The 15566-nt window shown below is 46.5% G+C and carries 12 protein-coding genes; 4 read left to right on the top strand and 8 right to left on the bottom strand.

Features of this window, described 5'->3' with window-relative positions:
• Positions 1-92: 92 nt before the first annotated feature.
• Together EL173_RS01635 and EL173_RS01630 are read right to left on the bottom strand one after the other, a co-directional pair.
• Positions 93-743 carry a hypothetical protein gene (locus EL173_RS01635; protein ID WP_005691332.1) on the bottom strand — a complete coding sequence of 217 codons (651 nt, stop codon included), beginning with the start codon at positions 741-743 and terminating at the stop codon, positions 93-95.
• A gap of 196 nt (positions 744-939) precedes the next feature.
• Positions 940-2229, bottom strand: a complete 1290-nt coding sequence (locus EL173_RS01630) for an ABC transporter substrate-binding protein (RefSeq protein ID WP_014571078.1) — start codon at positions 2227-2229, stop codon at positions 940-942.
• Positions 2230-2435: 206 nt separating this feature from the next.
• Between EL173_RS01630 and EL173_RS01625 the strand changes: the two genes are divergently transcribed.
• Genes EL173_RS01625 through EL173_RS01615 form a run of 3 tightly spaced genes read left to right on the top strand, consistent with a single transcriptional unit; the run spans position 2436 to position 6323 of the window.
• Entirely contained in the window at positions 2436-4820 is a 2385-nt protein-coding gene (locus EL173_RS01625; protein ID WP_005691329.1) for an ATP-dependent DNA helicase, read from the top strand.
• Positions 4798-5478 carry a hypothetical protein gene (locus EL173_RS01620; RefSeq protein WP_005691327.1) on the top strand — a complete coding sequence of 227 codons (681 nt, stop codon included), beginning with the start codon at positions 4798-4800 and terminating at the stop codon, positions 5476-5478. The genes EL173_RS01625 and EL173_RS01620 overlap by 23 nt, the downstream gene beginning before the upstream one ends.
• Entirely contained in the window at positions 5475-6323 is an 849-nt protein-coding gene (locus EL173_RS01615) for a sce7725 family protein (protein WP_005691325.1), read from the top strand. Before EL173_RS01620 ends, EL173_RS01615 begins: the two co-directional genes overlap by 4 nt.
• Before the next feature lie 58 nt (positions 6324-6381).
• Here EL173_RS01615 and lacG read toward each other — a convergent pair whose 3' ends face one another.
• The 4 genes from lacG to EL173_RS01595 all read right to left on the bottom strand — a co-directional run bounded on the left by lacG (position 6382) and on the right by EL173_RS01595 (position 11014).
• On the bottom strand, positions 6382-7806 hold the full coding sequence (lacG, locus tag EL173_RS01610) for a 6-phospho-beta-galactosidase (protein WP_005691323.1): 1425 nt from the start codon (positions 7804-7806) through the stop codon (positions 6382-6384).
• 25 nt (positions 7807-7831) lie between these two features.
• Positions 7832-8197, bottom strand: a complete 366-nt coding sequence (locus tag EL173_RS01605) for a PTS lactose/cellobiose transporter subunit IIA (protein WP_005691321.1) — start codon at positions 8195-8197, stop codon at positions 7832-7834.
• Positions 8198-8297: 100 nt separating this feature from the next.
• A complete protein-coding gene (locus EL173_RS01600) occupies positions 8298-9167 on the bottom strand; it encodes a PRD domain-containing protein (RefSeq protein ID WP_014571077.1) in 870 nt (289 codons plus the stop codon).
• 53 nt (positions 9168-9220) lie between these two features.
• The gene (locus tag EL173_RS01595) at positions 9221-11014 is read right to left on the bottom strand and encodes a PTS lactose transporter subunit IIBC (RefSeq protein WP_005714797.1); all 1794 of its coding nucleotides are present in this window, start codon (positions 11012-11014) and stop codon (positions 9221-9223) included.
• Between the two features lie 548 nt (positions 11015-11562).
• Here EL173_RS01595 and EL173_RS01585 point away from each other — a divergent pair.
• Entirely contained in the window at positions 11563-12924 is a 1362-nt protein-coding gene (locus EL173_RS01585; protein ID WP_005691311.1) for an FAD-dependent oxidoreductase, read from the top strand.
• A gap of 147 nt (positions 12925-13071) precedes the next feature.
• Here EL173_RS01585 and msp1 read toward each other — a convergent pair whose 3' ends face one another.
• Both msp1 and deoD read right to left on the bottom strand, forming a co-directional pair.
• Positions 13072-14553, bottom strand: coding sequence for a cell wall hydrolase P75 (gene msp1, locus EL173_RS01580; protein ID WP_005691309.1), 1482 nt, complete (start codon positions 14551-14553; stop codon positions 13072-13074).
• A 190-nt stretch (positions 14554-14743) separates the two neighbouring features.
• Positions 14744-15460, bottom strand: coding sequence for a purine-nucleoside phosphorylase (gene deoD, locus EL173_RS01575; protein WP_005687642.1), 717 nt, complete (start codon positions 15458-15460; stop codon positions 14744-14746).
• Positions 15461-15566: the final 106 nt, after the last annotated feature.

Here is a 15566-nt window from a genome sequence, read left to right as displayed (position 1 = left end):
GTGCAACGGGCCTACCTTTTTTCAGTAACTTAATTCTGACAGCAATAACGAAAAACTAGTCATCAAGCTCAGGATCACTATTCGCTAAAAGGCTATTTTTTAGTAGTTTTACGTGTCGTTGTTTTTTTAGTCGTCGTACGTTTGGGCGCCGCCTTACTTGCACTAGTCGACTTCTTGGTTGTTTTCCGCGTGGTCGTTTTCTTCTTGGTCGTCGCTCGCCGCGTGGTTTTTTTAGCCGTGGTCTTTTGCTTATTGGCGGGCACTTCTTTAACGGTTTCTTTTGGCTTGGCCATTTCGGTTTGAATGTGTTCAAGCTTTTCCTGAACTGAGGCCGTCATTTGGGCATTGATCGTGTCAAAATCCTGCAAATAATCAGCGGCAGTCGCGGCTTCATCAATGCGCAAACCTGATACGTTGACAAAAGGTGATGCCACAATTAAATAAACCCGTACCGGAACAATTTCATCCGGTTCCAGAAAATTAGGGATTTTATTAACATTCGCAAATGGCAGGTTGATGATCCCGGTCTCAACGGTAATGGTTGTCGGTTCAGGGAAATCAACCACCAAATCCGCCTGAATCAATTGATCCTTCTCAATCGCCGCGCGGACATCTGCAAAGACCTTCGTCAGTGCGTCAGCGATGCCGTCTTTCTTGAATGCCGCAGCAGTGACGTGAACTGCTGTGTGTTCGAAAGTGCCGGCCAAAATAGCTTCCTGAAATTTGTGTACATTGATTTCCATATCGGTCTCCTTTAATGCATAACAATGCTTTGACCATCATAGCCCACTAAGGTAATACGGCGCAAATCCGACCTCAATGATGTAAACTGTTTTCCGCCATGTCCGCATCATGACATCGGCAGCGACAGACGGTTGTTTACCGACATGGCAGCAAAAAGCCAGTAACACATCGCGGTATTACTGGCTGATTAAAAAACTATTTATTTTCTTCTAAAATTTTGTCGGTCTGCTTTTGTAGATTATCAAAGGCGGTTTCGCCACTGATATTCTTGGTCAAGGTACTGTCAACGGTACTCATCAAATCGTTGCGGTAGTCGGTGTAACCGGCAAAAACAGTAGAGGCAAAGCTTTGTGAGACTGCTGAAACTGCTGCTTTGTATTGCGTGTTCTTTTCCAGATAGGCTTTGAAGGTGGCACTGTTAGACGCACTCTTAGTCACTGGCACGTAACCGGAAGCTTTGGCCCACTGTGCGGCATTTTCCGACTTCAGCAAGAACTTCTGGAAGGCCCAGGCACCGGCTTGTTGCGCTTTAGAGGCGCCTTTGAAGAGCACATTGTAATTCCCGTTGAGCGGGTTGCTGCGCTTGCCTTCGTATTCCGGAATGACCGCGGTACCCCAATCAAGACTCTTGGGTGCCTGTTGAAGCAACACCGGAACCGTAGCAGAGGAACCAATCCCAAAGACGGCCTTGCCATTTGCAAACGGCACACTGAAGTACTGATCTTCGCCGGCGGTCTTTAACGCACCACTCTTGCGCAAATCAAGGATCTGATTCACCGCGGCTAATGTCTTCGGTGCATTCAAGTTAGCCTTCAACTTCGGCGTGATCAGCTGACTGCCAGCACCATAAGCCATCCCTTCCAAGGCCACATCATAACTCTGATCCAGCTCGATGGCGTTAATATCGGTCCCCTTTAGCTTATCCTGATCCGCCGCAAAATCAGCCCAGGTCTTTGGCATACTGATGTTATACTGTGACATCAACTTCTTGTTATAAAAGAGTACCGAAGTGGAAACTGAAAATGGCAAGCCATAGTACTTACCGTCGTATTTGCCCGCCGCTAAAAAGCTTGGGTAAATATCTTTCAATTGACGATTGCTTAATTTATTCGAACCATTTAACATTTCCGAATCAAACGGCAACAACAACTGATTCTTCACATAGTCACCGATATTTGTATACGGTGACTGGGCCATGGTTGGCAGCGTCTTGGATTTTCCTGCCGCCATGATCTTTTGTTGCAAGGCGTTGTATGAACCCTGAGAGGTCGCAACCACCTTGTACTTCTTTTGGCTATTGTTGAATTTGGTAATCAACTTATTCAGCGACTTGTCATAAGTCCCGGTCATCCGATGCCAGTATGTAATTTTAACCGGCGCACTGGACGACGACTTTGCCGCAGAACCTTGCTTACCACAGGCGGTCAATAACAATAAAATCGCGCCCATAAACCCTAACAATCGCCAGAAACTTGTCTTTTTCATCATATGTCCCTCATTTGATGTCGCGGCTTACCGATCGACAGTGTTTGCAAGCCGCCGTATTTGTCATATGTCTTGACACCCCCTATTATGCCTCTAATTCTATTAAAAGCAAAGAAACAACCGGAATCCCACCCACAATTTCCCCAAACAGAATGTATGTTCTATACTAAAAGCTAATCATACTCACACAACGAGGAGGTGCGCTGATGGCTCATAACCGTATCGGGATTCGCGAATTTGTCGAGTTAACCGTTCGTACCGGTGATCTAAATCCGGTTACCAGTAACTCAAATAACACCGCCATGATCGGCAGCCAGATTCACCGCAAACTTCAAGCAGCGCATCGGAAGTCGGATTATGAAAAAGAAGTCTATTTAAAAACCACCGTTACCGTCAATGACGAGGATTATCAACTAGAAGGCCGTGCCGATGGGGTTTGGACCGAAAACAAGACGCTAACCGTTGAAGAAATTAAAACTAGTGCCCGTTCATGGGAAGAATGTTCGCAAAACACGAAGGATCGCTACTGGGCGCAGGCACGGATTTATGGTCACCTGCTTTGCCAACAGCGGCATCAAGACCATGCCGTTATCACCTTGGTTTATGTTCAAACCAGTACCGACACAGTCAGCCGCTTCACTGAAACAAAAAGTGCCGCCGAGTTAGCCGATGATTTCACCGATTTACTTGATGAATTCACTGCCTGGTTAAAACTGCGCAGCGATATTATTAAACAGCGAAATGCTTCTATCGCCACGCTCAAGTTTCCGTTTCCGCAGTACCGCACTGGCCAGCACGAGTTCGCTGCCGCTGTTTACAAAGCCATATACAGCCGCGCGCGTTTGTTTGTGCAGGCGCCCACCGGTACCGGCAAAACCATTTCAACGCTTTTCCCGACCATTAAAGCCATGGGTAGTGGGTTGATTCAGCGCGCTTTTTATCTGACAGCCAAGCAAAGTACACGTCGGGTGGCGGAACAGGCAATGGCGCTGATGGCAGACGCCGGACTTAGAGCCAAAAGCATCACCTTAACGGCTAAAGACACGATTACCTTCGCCGATGAGCCCGATGACCCTAGTCAAAATCCCTATATGCTTGGCTATTATGATCGCCTGAAACCCGCACTGCATGATCTTTTGGAACATGAAGATCGACTCACCCGATCTGTGATTGAAGCCTATGCTCGCAAACACACACTGGATCCATTTGAATTTTCGCTAGATGCCAGTTTGTTTTGTGATGTGGTGATTTGCGACTATAATTATTTATTCAATCCCTTGGTTTTTTTGCAGCGATTCTTCAGTGAAGCAGATGACAGTCAGTTTTTCTTGGTTGATGAAGCGCACAACCTTGTCAGCCGGGCGCGCGATATGTATACCGCAAGTCTGACCAATCAGGACTTTATCGACCTCAAACAAGCCCTCACCCCGTTCAAAGGAGCCGCATTAACCAAAGTACGCCGGACGATGACGCGAATTGTCACCACGATGAATACCTTGGCTGATCAGCTACTCAACGGGCAGTCACTGATCTTTCAAGCAGCACCGCTCGATGACTTGACGCAGGTGCTAACGCGGTTTACCGAAACGGTTCACGACTGGCTGGCAGAACCGCCCACCCCCGCGTTGCAGCCTGCTGTCGAACTTGTTTTACCAGTGTTTTTTCTCGCTAATCAGTATTTACGCATTGGTGATTTTTATGACGATACCTTCAAAACCGAGATTGCCAAGGAACATGACACGATTATGATTAAAATGCTCTGTCTGGACCCGTCCCATTTTGTCGATGATGCCTTGAAAAAAGGCCGAGGCACGGTTTTATTTTCAGCAACCTTGTCCCCGATGCCGTATTTCCAAAAGTTACTGGGAGGCGCTGAACATAGCCTTGCTTACACCTTGCCATCACCGTTTACGCCGGACAATCAGGCCGTCATTGTCGATGCGAGTGTCCACACCACGTACCGCCGCCGCGCGCAGGATTTACCGCCGCTGATCGCAAGTCTCACCACGCTGGTCAGGGCTGAAGCCGGGCATTATCTTTTCTTTTTTCCATCCTATGCCTATCTGAAAATGGCATACGAGGCGTTTACTGCAGCAAATCCCGATCTTAAAACCTGTGTTCAGGAAAATGCCATGAATGAAAGTGAGCGGCAAGCATTTCTTGATCACTTTAAGGCTGGTAGTGAGCCGGTGATTGGTTTTGCTGTGCTTGGCGGCATTTTTGCTGAAGGGATTGACCTCAAAGGGACGCAATTGATTGGGGTGGCGATTGTGTCAGTGGGCTTACCGGGGATCAATCCGGAAACCGATCAGTTGCGGGCTTATTTTGATCACAATGCTGGTCAGGGCTTTGCCTATGCCTATCAGCTGCCAGGCTTTAACAATGTCTTGCAGGCAGGTGGCCGGGTGATTCGCGGAGCCAAGGATGTCGGCGTGATCCTGCTGATTGATGAACGCTTTATCACCCCGCGTTATGCCCGTCTGTTTCCTGATCACTGGACCCACGCCCAGATTAGCTACAATCCCACGCAATTAGCGCAATTACTGACACACTTTTGGGAGGCCCATCATGAAAACCCAACTCACGCGTGACTTAGAAAGGACACTTTACGCTTATTGGCAAGCACAAGGCGCTACTGCGGTCGAAGAAGTCACGATGCCGGACGACTTCGGTATTGTCGATACCCTCGTGCGGCAAAAACAGCAGTCCGAAACGATTTGGCGGTGTTTTGAATTAAAAGTCACTAAAGCAGATTTTCATAGTCATGCCCAACTGAGTTTTGTCGGCCATTATAACTATTTTGTTTTGCCCCAACGGCTTTACAAAGCAGTATCTGCCGAAATTCCGGCTGGGATTGGCGTGTTGGTCTACCAGCCATTTTCAAAAGCCGCTATTAAAGCAAGTGCCGTGCCGGTGGTGACGCCGGGAACGTTGACGATTGCCAAACCTGCGCGCCGCCAGACTTTGCAAGTACCAGAAAATCAGCTCACCGACCGCTTCATTGCCAGTCTCAACCGTGAAGTCGTCAAAGCCAAGCAGGTTGTCAAGGGACTCGGGCAATTTTCGACCGCGGACTTGTTCACGGAACTGCGTAAACGAACGGCAGATTATGACATTTATCATCCTGACAAAAATCTTTATGACCAGTTTGTCGATGAACTCAACAATACCACGATCACGGCGCTCCAAGAAGAAATCGATGCATTGACGGCTGAACTCGCAACTTTAAAAATGGCTCGGTTATCATGAACTATTTTCCAATTATCCGCGGCAAACAATTCGACTTAGCGGCCGTCTCGGAATTGGCCACCCACCAGCAATTGCCCGCCACCGTCACGCCAATTCTTGAGCCGGTTAAAGACATCCCCGGCGTCTCCAAAGCTACCCGTGCCTTTAGCCGAGCCCAGCATGCCGCTTATGTGATTCAAAACCCGCAAGTCGGGACGTATCGCTTATTGGCAACCCCGCGTCATTTACCGAACATCAGTGGGACCGTTCAGCAGGCGCGGATTTTTGATGCCCAACCAGCGCCTTTGATTATTGCGACCACAGCCGCCCAAGCCAAATTATTGCCGCGCCGTCAGCTGGCCTTGGTGCCTGATGAAGCTCGGGTGCGCCAGTTAGCTTTGCCACACGCGGTTTATTTAAATGATCACTTCACCGTTTATCCACACACATCTGATTATGGGCTGCTGCAAGATGAGTTTTACCAATACCCGCCGTTGATGTTGCCAGGCATCGGCTTTGCGGATTACCCGCTGGCCACTGCTGATTATTTCGAGCATGGCTATCCGCAGCGCGCCTTAGCCATCCACCTTGTTTACCCGGCAGCTGATGGTTCCCTGCGCCTGCACCATTTTGTTTCAGTCAACAATGACGACTTCACTAACCCGCAAGCCAAATTTTTTGAAATTCTGGTGCAGCTGGCTGCGTGGTTACCACACCATCCCGACGCACAGACGCTCGGAACGAAAGCTTTGATGGCAGCGGCCGCGCAGCATCATTTCCCGGGGTTGGGAGTTGTACGTAAGTTCCAATTGATGCATCATTTGGAAATGATTGGCAGGTGGCTGGCCAGCACCGCGACCACTTGAAGCAACACAAAAACAGGCACGCCAGATGAACTTGGAATGCCTGTTTTTGCATGTCTCTTTAATTTTTTAAGGTTTTACCTAATTCTCTAAACCACAGTGCGCTCTTCTTAATTTCGCGCGCTTGGGTTTCAAAGTTGACATAGAATAACCCATATCGTTTGTTATACCCATTGGCCCATGAAAATTGATCCTGCAGCGACCAAACGAAGTAACCTTGGACATCAACGCCTTCACTGCGGGCTTTTAGTAACGCAGCAACATGTTGATCAATAAAATCGATGCGTTTGTCATCTTCAATGAGGTTGCCAATGCCTTCATACTTATCCTTATAACCAAGGCCATTTTCAGTAATGTAAATCGTCTTGCTATTTGGATATTCGCGAGCTACTCGTTTGAGCATGTCGTACATGCCAGCCGGATAAATATTCCAGTCCCAATCAGTCGTCGGCACATCCGGATTTTTGACGTGCTGGCCAACCCCTTGGAACTTAAAGGAACTGGTCCCTTTTTCGCCGGTACCATTAAACGAATTTGTGCTTTCACCTTCGTAGGCAGCAACAAAAGAAGGTTGATAGTAATTCATGCCAAAGTAATCATTTTGCGTGGACGCTTGCTTCAACACATCCATATCGCCTGGTTCGATTTCAAGCTTGGCATGGTTGGCCTTCAGCAATTCATTGATCAACGCCATCGTTTCGGGCGTATATTCGCCTTTAAACGTACCATCCAGCAGGAACCGATTCATGAAGGCATCTTCAAGTGCCGCAGCATGCTCATTAGCTGGTGTATCCGGGTACGGATATACCGGCTGCAGCACATGAATCAATCCGATTCGTCCTTGATAGCCTTTTTCCTTAAACAAGTTGACCACGCGCGCATGGGCTAACAGTTCGTTGTGCTGCGCTTGAATAGCACTGGTAACATCAAAGTGATGATTTGGCGGGAAGTTGCCTTGAATGTATTGCGAAAAGGCTAACGAGATGAGCTCATTGATGGTGAACCAGTTCTTAACTTCCGGAAATTCTTTAAAGCAAAAATCGACATAATCGACAAAATAGTCTATATTCTTACGGTTCAGCCAATCCCCATCATCGAACAGCGTTTTAGGTGAATCGAAGTGATGCAGCGAAACATACGGGGTAATGCCGTTATCAAGGCAGCACTTAAACAAACGATGATAGTATGCGACCCCAGCTTGATTAGGTTCACCGTAACCATCTGGGAAGATCCGTGTCCAGGCAATCGAAACCCGAATAGCATTCAACCCATAGAGCTTGGCGAGTTCAATATCTTCTGGATAAAGATGATAAAAATCACTGGCTGGGTCAGGCGAAAATCTGCCTTGAGCTTTCAGATAGTCATCCCACATGGTTTTGCCTTTACTGTCTACCTTGGTGGCGCCTTCTACCTGATAAGCAGCAGTCGCTCCACCCCAAACAAAACCTTTAGGCAGTGATTGAACGCGATTCAATAAACTTGTCACAATGATACTCCTTTCGTTTGATACTTTAATGGATATCGTTTGTTGGCAATGCAATGCCTAATTGTTTTTCAATTGCCGCCAGTCGTTCATACTCATCAATCGTGAAACTAATCGTATCTAGCAGCATCATCGTGGTCATTAGCGTATCTTGGCCATGAACCATGATGAAAGTAACATCCATATTCTCGCCGCCTGCCTCTTTACTAAGCAGTTTGGTTTGTTCATTATGGGCGTCATCGATACTTTGACGCGCTTCTTTAACAAGTGAGCGGGCATGTTCGAAGTTGCCTTTACGAGCCTCGTTCAATGCTTCAATTAAATCGGTTTTCGCATCACCGGCATAAGCAACAATTGCAAAACCGGTCATTGAAATCTCTTCTTTGGTTGCCATCAAAATTCCTCCCTTGGTTTGAAAATCCTCTACGCTAGCAGCGATTTCTTAAGCCTAAATCGCTCTAAGCCAAGATTACTTTCTAAACTCCCACCCACGGCTATGGATATTCAGGCGGAAGTGTTTGCGGTTCTTGGATGAGCCGTTGAATATGGATAATAAAGTACACATGCTCGTTTTCGTTGAGCTTAATTTGTAAGGCTTTTTCCAGCTCCGTACAAATTTCAGTTGCGATCGTAAACGATTTGGGATAAAGGCGCCTGAAGTCCTGACCAATTTCCGGACCAAGGTCAGCCTCGTCTTGCTCATTGGTATTTAAACGTTCAACAAGGTATTGCAAATGAATCATTAGCCGATCGAAGTAATTTTGATTAGCAAAATTGCGATTTAACCCATATTTAGCAAATACTTGTGTCACGATTGCATTGACGCGCGCCGTCAGGGTCACGGTCGGATCCAGTTCGCCATCCACTCCCTTTGCATTAATAAAATGTAAGGCAATATTCTTAATTTCGGCTTCAGGAAACTGAACGCCAAGATCATGGTTAAGCTGTCGGCGCGCATCGGCTGCGATCTGGTAAGGCAACGGGTAACGATCACGGATGTCAGGCGCTGGACTAGCTTGATATTTGCCGGCAGTCAATCGTTTATACATCTGAAAGACGTGGTCCGTAAGTGTGACATAAATATAGTTCAAAACCGGATAGTGATACTTCTTTTTTGCCATTCCGATCACACCAAATGTAGCAACAACAATGTCAATCGGTACATCTTTGAGTAAAGATGTAAAGTGATTTTTGACTTGCGTATCATTTAGATAAAGTATTTCCGAACTCGCTTTTGGATCAACGTCATCACCTTTACGCTTGCTGAAACCAATTCCTTTCCCCTGAAGAATCGCCTCTTTACCGTTGCCAACGTCTACAAGTACAGCATTATTGTTATAGACTTGCTTGACCTTTAGCAACATCGATACACCGCCTTACCTTTCTTTTCGCTTGATTTTAAATTAAGTCAACATATTTACTTTGAATCTGAACTATCTTGTGGTTTCTTTTCGACATCCTTATAATTTTCAACAATAAAATCCAATGCCTTTTCAGGATCACGCGTTAAGGCTATATATTGTTGACCTTTAGTTGCAACAAGTTTAATCCCCAAACGATCCGTATCATGCTTTAAGTCACTGTAGTAGGTTCGAACTTGTGGTGCCAGAACAACCAGATCATAGTTTGGCAAAATATCATGATGTGAGCCATATGCACCTGCACTGGCAACGATTGGTTCATGATACTCTTTAGCGCCTTCAGTCAAGGCATTGGCTAATTGTTCGCTTGTACCACCACCAGCACATAGCACTAATACTTTCAACTCATGATCGAGTTTCTTTCCTGCAGCTGGATTTTGATTAGCTTCCTCTTGCTTAGCTGTTTCAGCCTGCTTTACCTCTTCCGGTTCTGGGAATTCTTGTGCCGTTGCTGCATCTGCTTCAGCTGTAACTTCACTTGCACCAGCAGTTGCTGCAGCGGTTGCAGTGCCGGCATCGACAGCAGCTTCTTGTTCAAGCAGTTCAGCATCGTACGCTTTAATAAATGGCATATAGATCAGCGCATCCACAGTTAGCAAAATTGCCATAAGCAGCAAAGAAGTCCACTGGAAATTGGTATCGATGAATGCACCAATCGGCCCAGGCAATGCCCACGACATGAAGTACATAAAGCCTCTCATGATATGGAAATCAATAAACGCCTTCCCAATTACAACATTAACGACTGGGGCCAAAACAAACGGAATTAAGAAGTAAGGATTCAAGATGATTGGTGCACCGAACAGCAGTGGTTCATTGACCGCGAACATAACGGGGATAAATGATGCTTTACCAATCGCTTTTAATTGTTTTGATTTCATGAAAAACATGAATAGAAACGGGACAATAAAGGTCGCCCCGGTACCACCAAGTTCACCAACAAAGTTACCAAAATTTTCGGTCAGTGCATGATATGGAAAGTTTCCGGCCTTAAACAAGTCCAAATTGGCGGTGGTGTTCCCAAACAATGCTGATTCAAGAGCTGGCTTGACAACTGATGGTCCGTGTACGCCCAAGAACCAGAACATCGGGATTAAGAACCAAATAAACATCATGCCAGGATATGTCTCAGCACCTTTAAAGACAGGCGCAAGCACAGTCGCAATAATAGCACTGAATGGCACTTTCAACGCCGCACGTGAGGCAACATCAATGAGTGAAAAAATTAAAGTTGCAGCACCGAACGGAATAATATCACGGAAGTTCTGGGAAATGGCTCCAGGCACTTCTTTAGGCATCTTGATGGTCAAATCACGTTCAACACAGAATTTGTAGACCCAAACAGTCACAAACGCTGCAACAAAGGCAGACAAAATCCCTTGTGTGCCAAAGAATGTTGGTAAGAAGTTGCCTTTACTGGTGGTGCCAATCGCCAACAGCATGAATCCTACCATTGAAGCCATCATCGTTGACGTATTGTTGAGAAAGCGCCCACCTTTAATTCGTTGATTCATCGATCCAGTTAAGGCCTTGGCTGTCGTCCCGGCAACATAAAAACCAACAAAACCCATTGTGTAGTTATAAATCTTATTGAACCATGCGTTGAGATCAACTGGAACCTTAATCCCAATCAGTGGCGGAATATTTGATAATAGAATGAAAATACTGGAGAACAGAATAATCGGCATTGCTGCCAGAAAACCATCTTTAATGGCCATCAGGTAAATATTACGCGAGATTTTTTCAAACAACGCCTGATGTTTCTCAAGTCGTTTAACAATGACTTGCATAGTTAAACCTTCTTCCTGGATAATTTTTGATGTCACTTTATCCGGTCGCGATCCAGATAAATGAAAGCGTGCTGCTCGTATATGGCTGCGTAGAAAAAGGGCAAAGAAAAACCACGGTTAGCCGAAGATATTTTCCTATCTTCGACTACCGTGGTTACGCCTAATTGAATAGTAACGATCCACATGTGCATGTTTATTCAACAAAATGACTATACCATGTAACCGCTTCAATGTAAACGCTTAATGAACAATTTTTTCCAATTTCTTTCACTTTTAAATCAAGAACGCCTTCAAGCCAAGATTCAAGGCCTGTTTGTATAAACAAAAATAAACAGTACTGGGTAAATCCCTCATAAAAATTTACCCTTATCAAGAACATCGTCTTAACTAGTAAGTGCCATTGGGAATGACAGGATCTCGATGCTTTGAAAGCGTTTCTTAACTTTTTCTTCACAAAATAAATCGCAAGCAATATAGCATGACACAATCAATTATGTTATAATTCACTTGTGAAATTTTTATCAATAGTTTAAAGGAGCGATTGCGATATGAAGATTCTTGTCATTGGTGCTACCCATGCCGGTACATTTGCAACCCAGCAGATTCTAACCGACCATCCAGATGCAGAGGTTACTGTCTACGAACGCAATAACAACCTGTCCTTCCTCTCGTGCGGCATTGCTTTGTGGGTTGGTGATCATGTCAGTGACCCGGATAAAATGTTCTATTCCAGTCCCGAAGCACTCGCTAAACTCGGTGCTAATATGCAAATGGAACATGACGTGCTCAATATTGATCCAGCAACTAAAACAGTTGAAGTCAAGGATCTAAAAACCGGAACCGTTACTACCGATACTTATGACAAATTAGTCTACACAACCGGATCGACGCCAATCATTCCAAATATTCCCGGTATTCACGATTCAAACGTCTACTTATGCAAAAATTGGTCCGACGCCAAGACGCTAAAAGATCTGGCCCCGTCCATTAAAAGCGCCATTGTCATCGGTGCAGGCTACATCGGTGCAGAATTAGCCGAACAATTTGCGTTAACCGACAAAGAAGTCACGTTAATCGATGGACTTCCACGGGTTTTGGCGAAAAACTTTGACGCCACTATCACGGATCGCGTTGAAAAGCTTTACACCGATCACGGGGTTCACTTGGCACTCAATGAGATGGTTACCGAGTTCGCACAAGCTGATCAGGGTATCAAGGTTACAACCAATAAAGGCGACTATACCGCGGATATTGCAATTTTATGTACCGGCTTCCGTCCGAACACGGATCTGCTAAAGGACCATCTGGACACCCTGCCTAATGGCGCTGTCATAACAAATGCATATATGCAGACCAGTGACCCCGACATTTTCGCTGCTGGTGATACCGCTACCGTCCACTATAATCCGACTGGCAAAAATGACTACATCCCGCTTGCGACCAACGCAGTCCGTCAGGGCATTCTTGTTGGTAAAAATATCATGACCCCCACGGAAAAATACCTGGGAACACAATCTAGCTCGGCTGTTGAACTTTTTGATCACGCCATTGCGGCAAGCGGCCTAACGGTGGAAGGCGCTCACGCACGTGGACTTGAGCTTGATAGTGTCACGATCGAACAGGATTATCGTCCCGATTTCATGTTAACCACAACGCCGGTGCTCTGCAGCCTGACATGGGATCCCAAGACGCACGAAGTTAAAGGAGGTGCCTTTTTCTCCAAGCACGATATCAGCCAAAGCGCTAATGTCATTTCGCTAGCGATCCAGACCCACATGACGATCGAAACACTTGCGATGGTTGACATGCTCTTCCAACCTAACTTCGATCAGCCGATTAACTGGGTAAACGCCGTAGCTATGGCGGCAGTTGCCAAGGCTAAAAAGAAAACGACAACACCGGTAGCCTAACTCGCTTTACGAATATTTTGTCATGTATATAAAACCAGACAGTTCATGCAGCCACTAAGAGCCGCGGAACTGTCTGGTTTTTTAATATAAAAAGAACACCTCTAACGACTCAGAGATGTTCTTGCATTCTTCATTCGATCATTAAGCTTATAGTGACGGGCGAACCGCAAAGTCAGGCATGAAGTATGCCAGCGCGGTATATTTAACATTTTCACCTGGCTGTGGCGCCTGAATCATCGTGCCGCCACCGATGTACAGGGCAACGTGATAGGTTGAACCGTGACTACCCCAGAAGAGTAAGTCACCGGGTTGCAAAGCACTCAGTGAAACTTGTGTCCCTGAAGATTCTTGAGGAACTGTCCAGCCACCAATGTTGACGCCAGCGCCATTCAGGAAAGCGTAATACATCAAACCGGAGCAATCAAAGCTGTTAGGCCCCTTACCGCCCCAAACGTATGGCTTACCAACTTGTTGTTCGGCAATGGCAATCACTGCTTGAATCTTGGCCTGTCTTGAAGCACTTACGGCCGCCGTCTGATTAGACGTGTTAACTGCTGGTGTAGCCGTCGCGGTTTGCTGTTGAGCTTGATTGGCATTAACCTGTGTTGTTGTAACATTTGCCTGGTTAGCCGGCGCCTGCTGGGCAGCATTTGCAGCTGCTTGTGATGCGGCAGCCTGGGACGCTGCAGCTTGTGAAGCGGCGGCTTGTGATGCAGCCGCCTGAGACGCTGCAGCTTGTGATGCGGCAGCCTGAGACGCTGCGGCTTGTGATGCAGCCGCTTGAGATGCAGCAGCTTCAGAAGCCGCTGCTTGTGATGCAATGGCATTTGCAGATGCTACTGCTGCATTAGCTGCTGCTGTAGAAGCGGCAGCACTGGAAGCTGCGGCTTGCGATGCGGCTGCACTAGAAGCAGCGGCAGAATCATTAGCTGCATTGGTGTTCGTTGATGCAACACTGGCCTCATTTGACTGTGGCGCTGCAGGTTGTGGTGTTACAGCCACTGGCGTTGTGCTAACAAACCGTGCAGGAACATAACCGCCGTTGGCAAGCCGATACCACGTTTCACCATTTGCTTGCTGCTGGGCAACAGCCGTCAGTGTCTGGCTGCCTTCTAGATATTGACCTGTCGCATGAGTATACGCCGGGGTTGTCCATACGGTAACTGCTGAACCGATATTCTTGACATAAAGCTGTGTATTAGCTGTTTGGGTATCGGTTTGTGGTGCTGCAGGTGTTTGGGTTGCTGGTGCTTGGCTTGTAGGCGCCTGACTAGCCGGTGCTTGGCTGACAGCAGTTTGACTTGCTGCCGAACTCGGTGTTTCAACCGTGGCCGTTTTACCCGCAACATTCAAATACAATTCCGGAATCCACTGATTGTCGCCAACTTTATACCAAGTAGCACCATTTTGGTCAACGGTTTTACCTAATAGCTGCACCGTGTCGCCAAAAGTCACGTAGCGTTTGACTTGGTGCCATGATGGACTATTCCATACGGTGGTCGCACCGGATTTGTAACTGACCGTCCCTGTCGATGCAGAAACGGTATTGGCTCCGGTTGCTAAAGCCGCCAGACCGGCAGCACCAACGAAGCCTGCCGTTACTGACAATACTTTCTTAGAATCTACCATGTATGTACTCCTCCATTTCTAAACTGAATAATTGCACGAATCTAAATTTACACTTTAATTTGCATTTACCTTTTCTTAAGAAACCATATACAGAATAACACGTTTCCTACTTCTTCGCACATTAATTTGCTATTTCCGGAAAATTTTAAACCGTCATTTTACACGGGTATGCCTTCAACTTATACGTTATTTAACGTACAGGAATCTTTTTAGCGACGCCCAGTGCCAACCCGATCATGTCATTAAAGCTAGTCTGACGCTCTTGAGCCGTTGTTTCTTCACCCGTGATCAGGTGATTTGAGACGGTGAGGATTGATAACGCCTGTGCATGGAACTTCGCAGCCAGAAGATATAGTGCAGGGGTCTCCATTTCGGTGGCTAACACGCCATAATCGATGAGCTTTTGACGATCCATTTCATCGTTGTAGAAGCGATCTTCTCCGAGCACATTACCCACATGGTAGCGCAATGCCCCAGCGTCTGCCAAATTTGCTGCCTCACGCAAAAGCTGAAAGTCGGCTATTGGGGCAAAATACATCCCCGCCCCAAACGTATTCAAAACGATGCTGCTGTCTGTCGATGATCCTTGTACCAGAATGACATCCCGTACCTTAACATCGCTACCCATACCACCAGCAGTCCCCACTCGAATCAGTGTTTTAACGCCATAATCCTGAATAAGTTCATTAACATAAATTGAAATTGAAGGAATCCCCATCCCCGTCGCTTGAACTGAGATCCGTCGCCCTTCAAAGGTGCCCGTATAACCAAAGGCATTACGCACTGTATTGTAGCGGACAGCCTTTTCCAAAAAATGTTCGGCAATATATTGTGCACGTAATGGATCGCCCGGTAACAAAACAACATCTGCAATAGCGCCTTTTGGAGCGTCAATATGTGTACTCATGATGAAAATTCCCCCTTAGTTGGATTCGGGTCGACAAATGAACGACAAGCAAGTGACAACCGTCAGATAGCTACCCGTCATCATCCGGATTGATTGCAACTACAAC

The organism is Lacticaseibacillus rhamnosus, assembly GCF_900636965.1.
Taxonomy (GTDB): domain Bacteria; phylum Bacillota; class Bacilli; order Lactobacillales; family Lactobacillaceae; genus Lacticaseibacillus; species Lacticaseibacillus rhamnosus.
Note: the sequence above shows the minus strand (reverse complement) of the source record. Positions and strands in the feature narration are given on the sequence as shown.

Bases quoted from the DNA above. Each gene is read 5' to 3' on its own strand.
- EL173_RS01605 (WP_005691321.1), bottom strand. From the start codon at position 8,197: ATGGCAACCAAAGAAGAGATTTCAATGACCGGTTTTGCAATTGTTGCT.
- EL173_RS01585 (WP_005691311.1), top strand. From the start codon at position 11,563: ATGAAGATTCTTGTCATTGGTGCTACCCATGCCGGTACATTTGCAACC.
- EL173_RS01615 (WP_005691325.1), top strand. From the start codon at position 5,475: ATGAACTATTTTCCAATTATCCGCGGCAAACAATTCGACTTAGCGGCC.
- msp1 (WP_005691309.1), bottom strand. From the start codon at position 14,553: ATGGTAGATTCTAAGAAAGTATTGTCAGTAACGGCAGGCTTCGTTGGT.
- EL173_RS01595 (WP_005714797.1), bottom strand. From the start codon at position 11,014: ATGCAAGTCATTGTTAAACGACTTGAGAAACATCAGGCGTTGTTTGAA.
- EL173_RS01620 (WP_005691327.1), top strand. From the start codon at position 4,798: ATGAAAACCCAACTCACGCGTGACTTAGAAAGGACACTTTACGCTTAT.
- deoD (WP_005687642.1), bottom strand. From the start codon at position 15,460: ATGAGTACACATATTGACGCTCCAAAAGGCGCTATTGCAGATGTTGTT.
- EL173_RS01630 (WP_014571078.1), bottom strand. From the start codon at position 2,229: ATGAAAAAGACAAGTTTCTGGCGATTGTTAGGGTTTATGGGCGCGATT.
- EL173_RS01625 (WP_005691329.1), top strand. From the start codon at position 2,436: ATGGCTCATAACCGTATCGGGATTCGCGAATTTGTCGAGTTAACCGTT.
- EL173_RS01635 (WP_005691332.1), bottom strand. From the start codon at position 743: ATGGAAATCAATGTACACAAATTTCAGGAAGCTATTTTGGCCGGCACT.
- EL173_RS01600 (WP_014571077.1), bottom strand. From the start codon at position 9,167: ATGTTGCTAAAGGTCAAGCAAGTCTATAACAATAATGCTGTACTTGTA.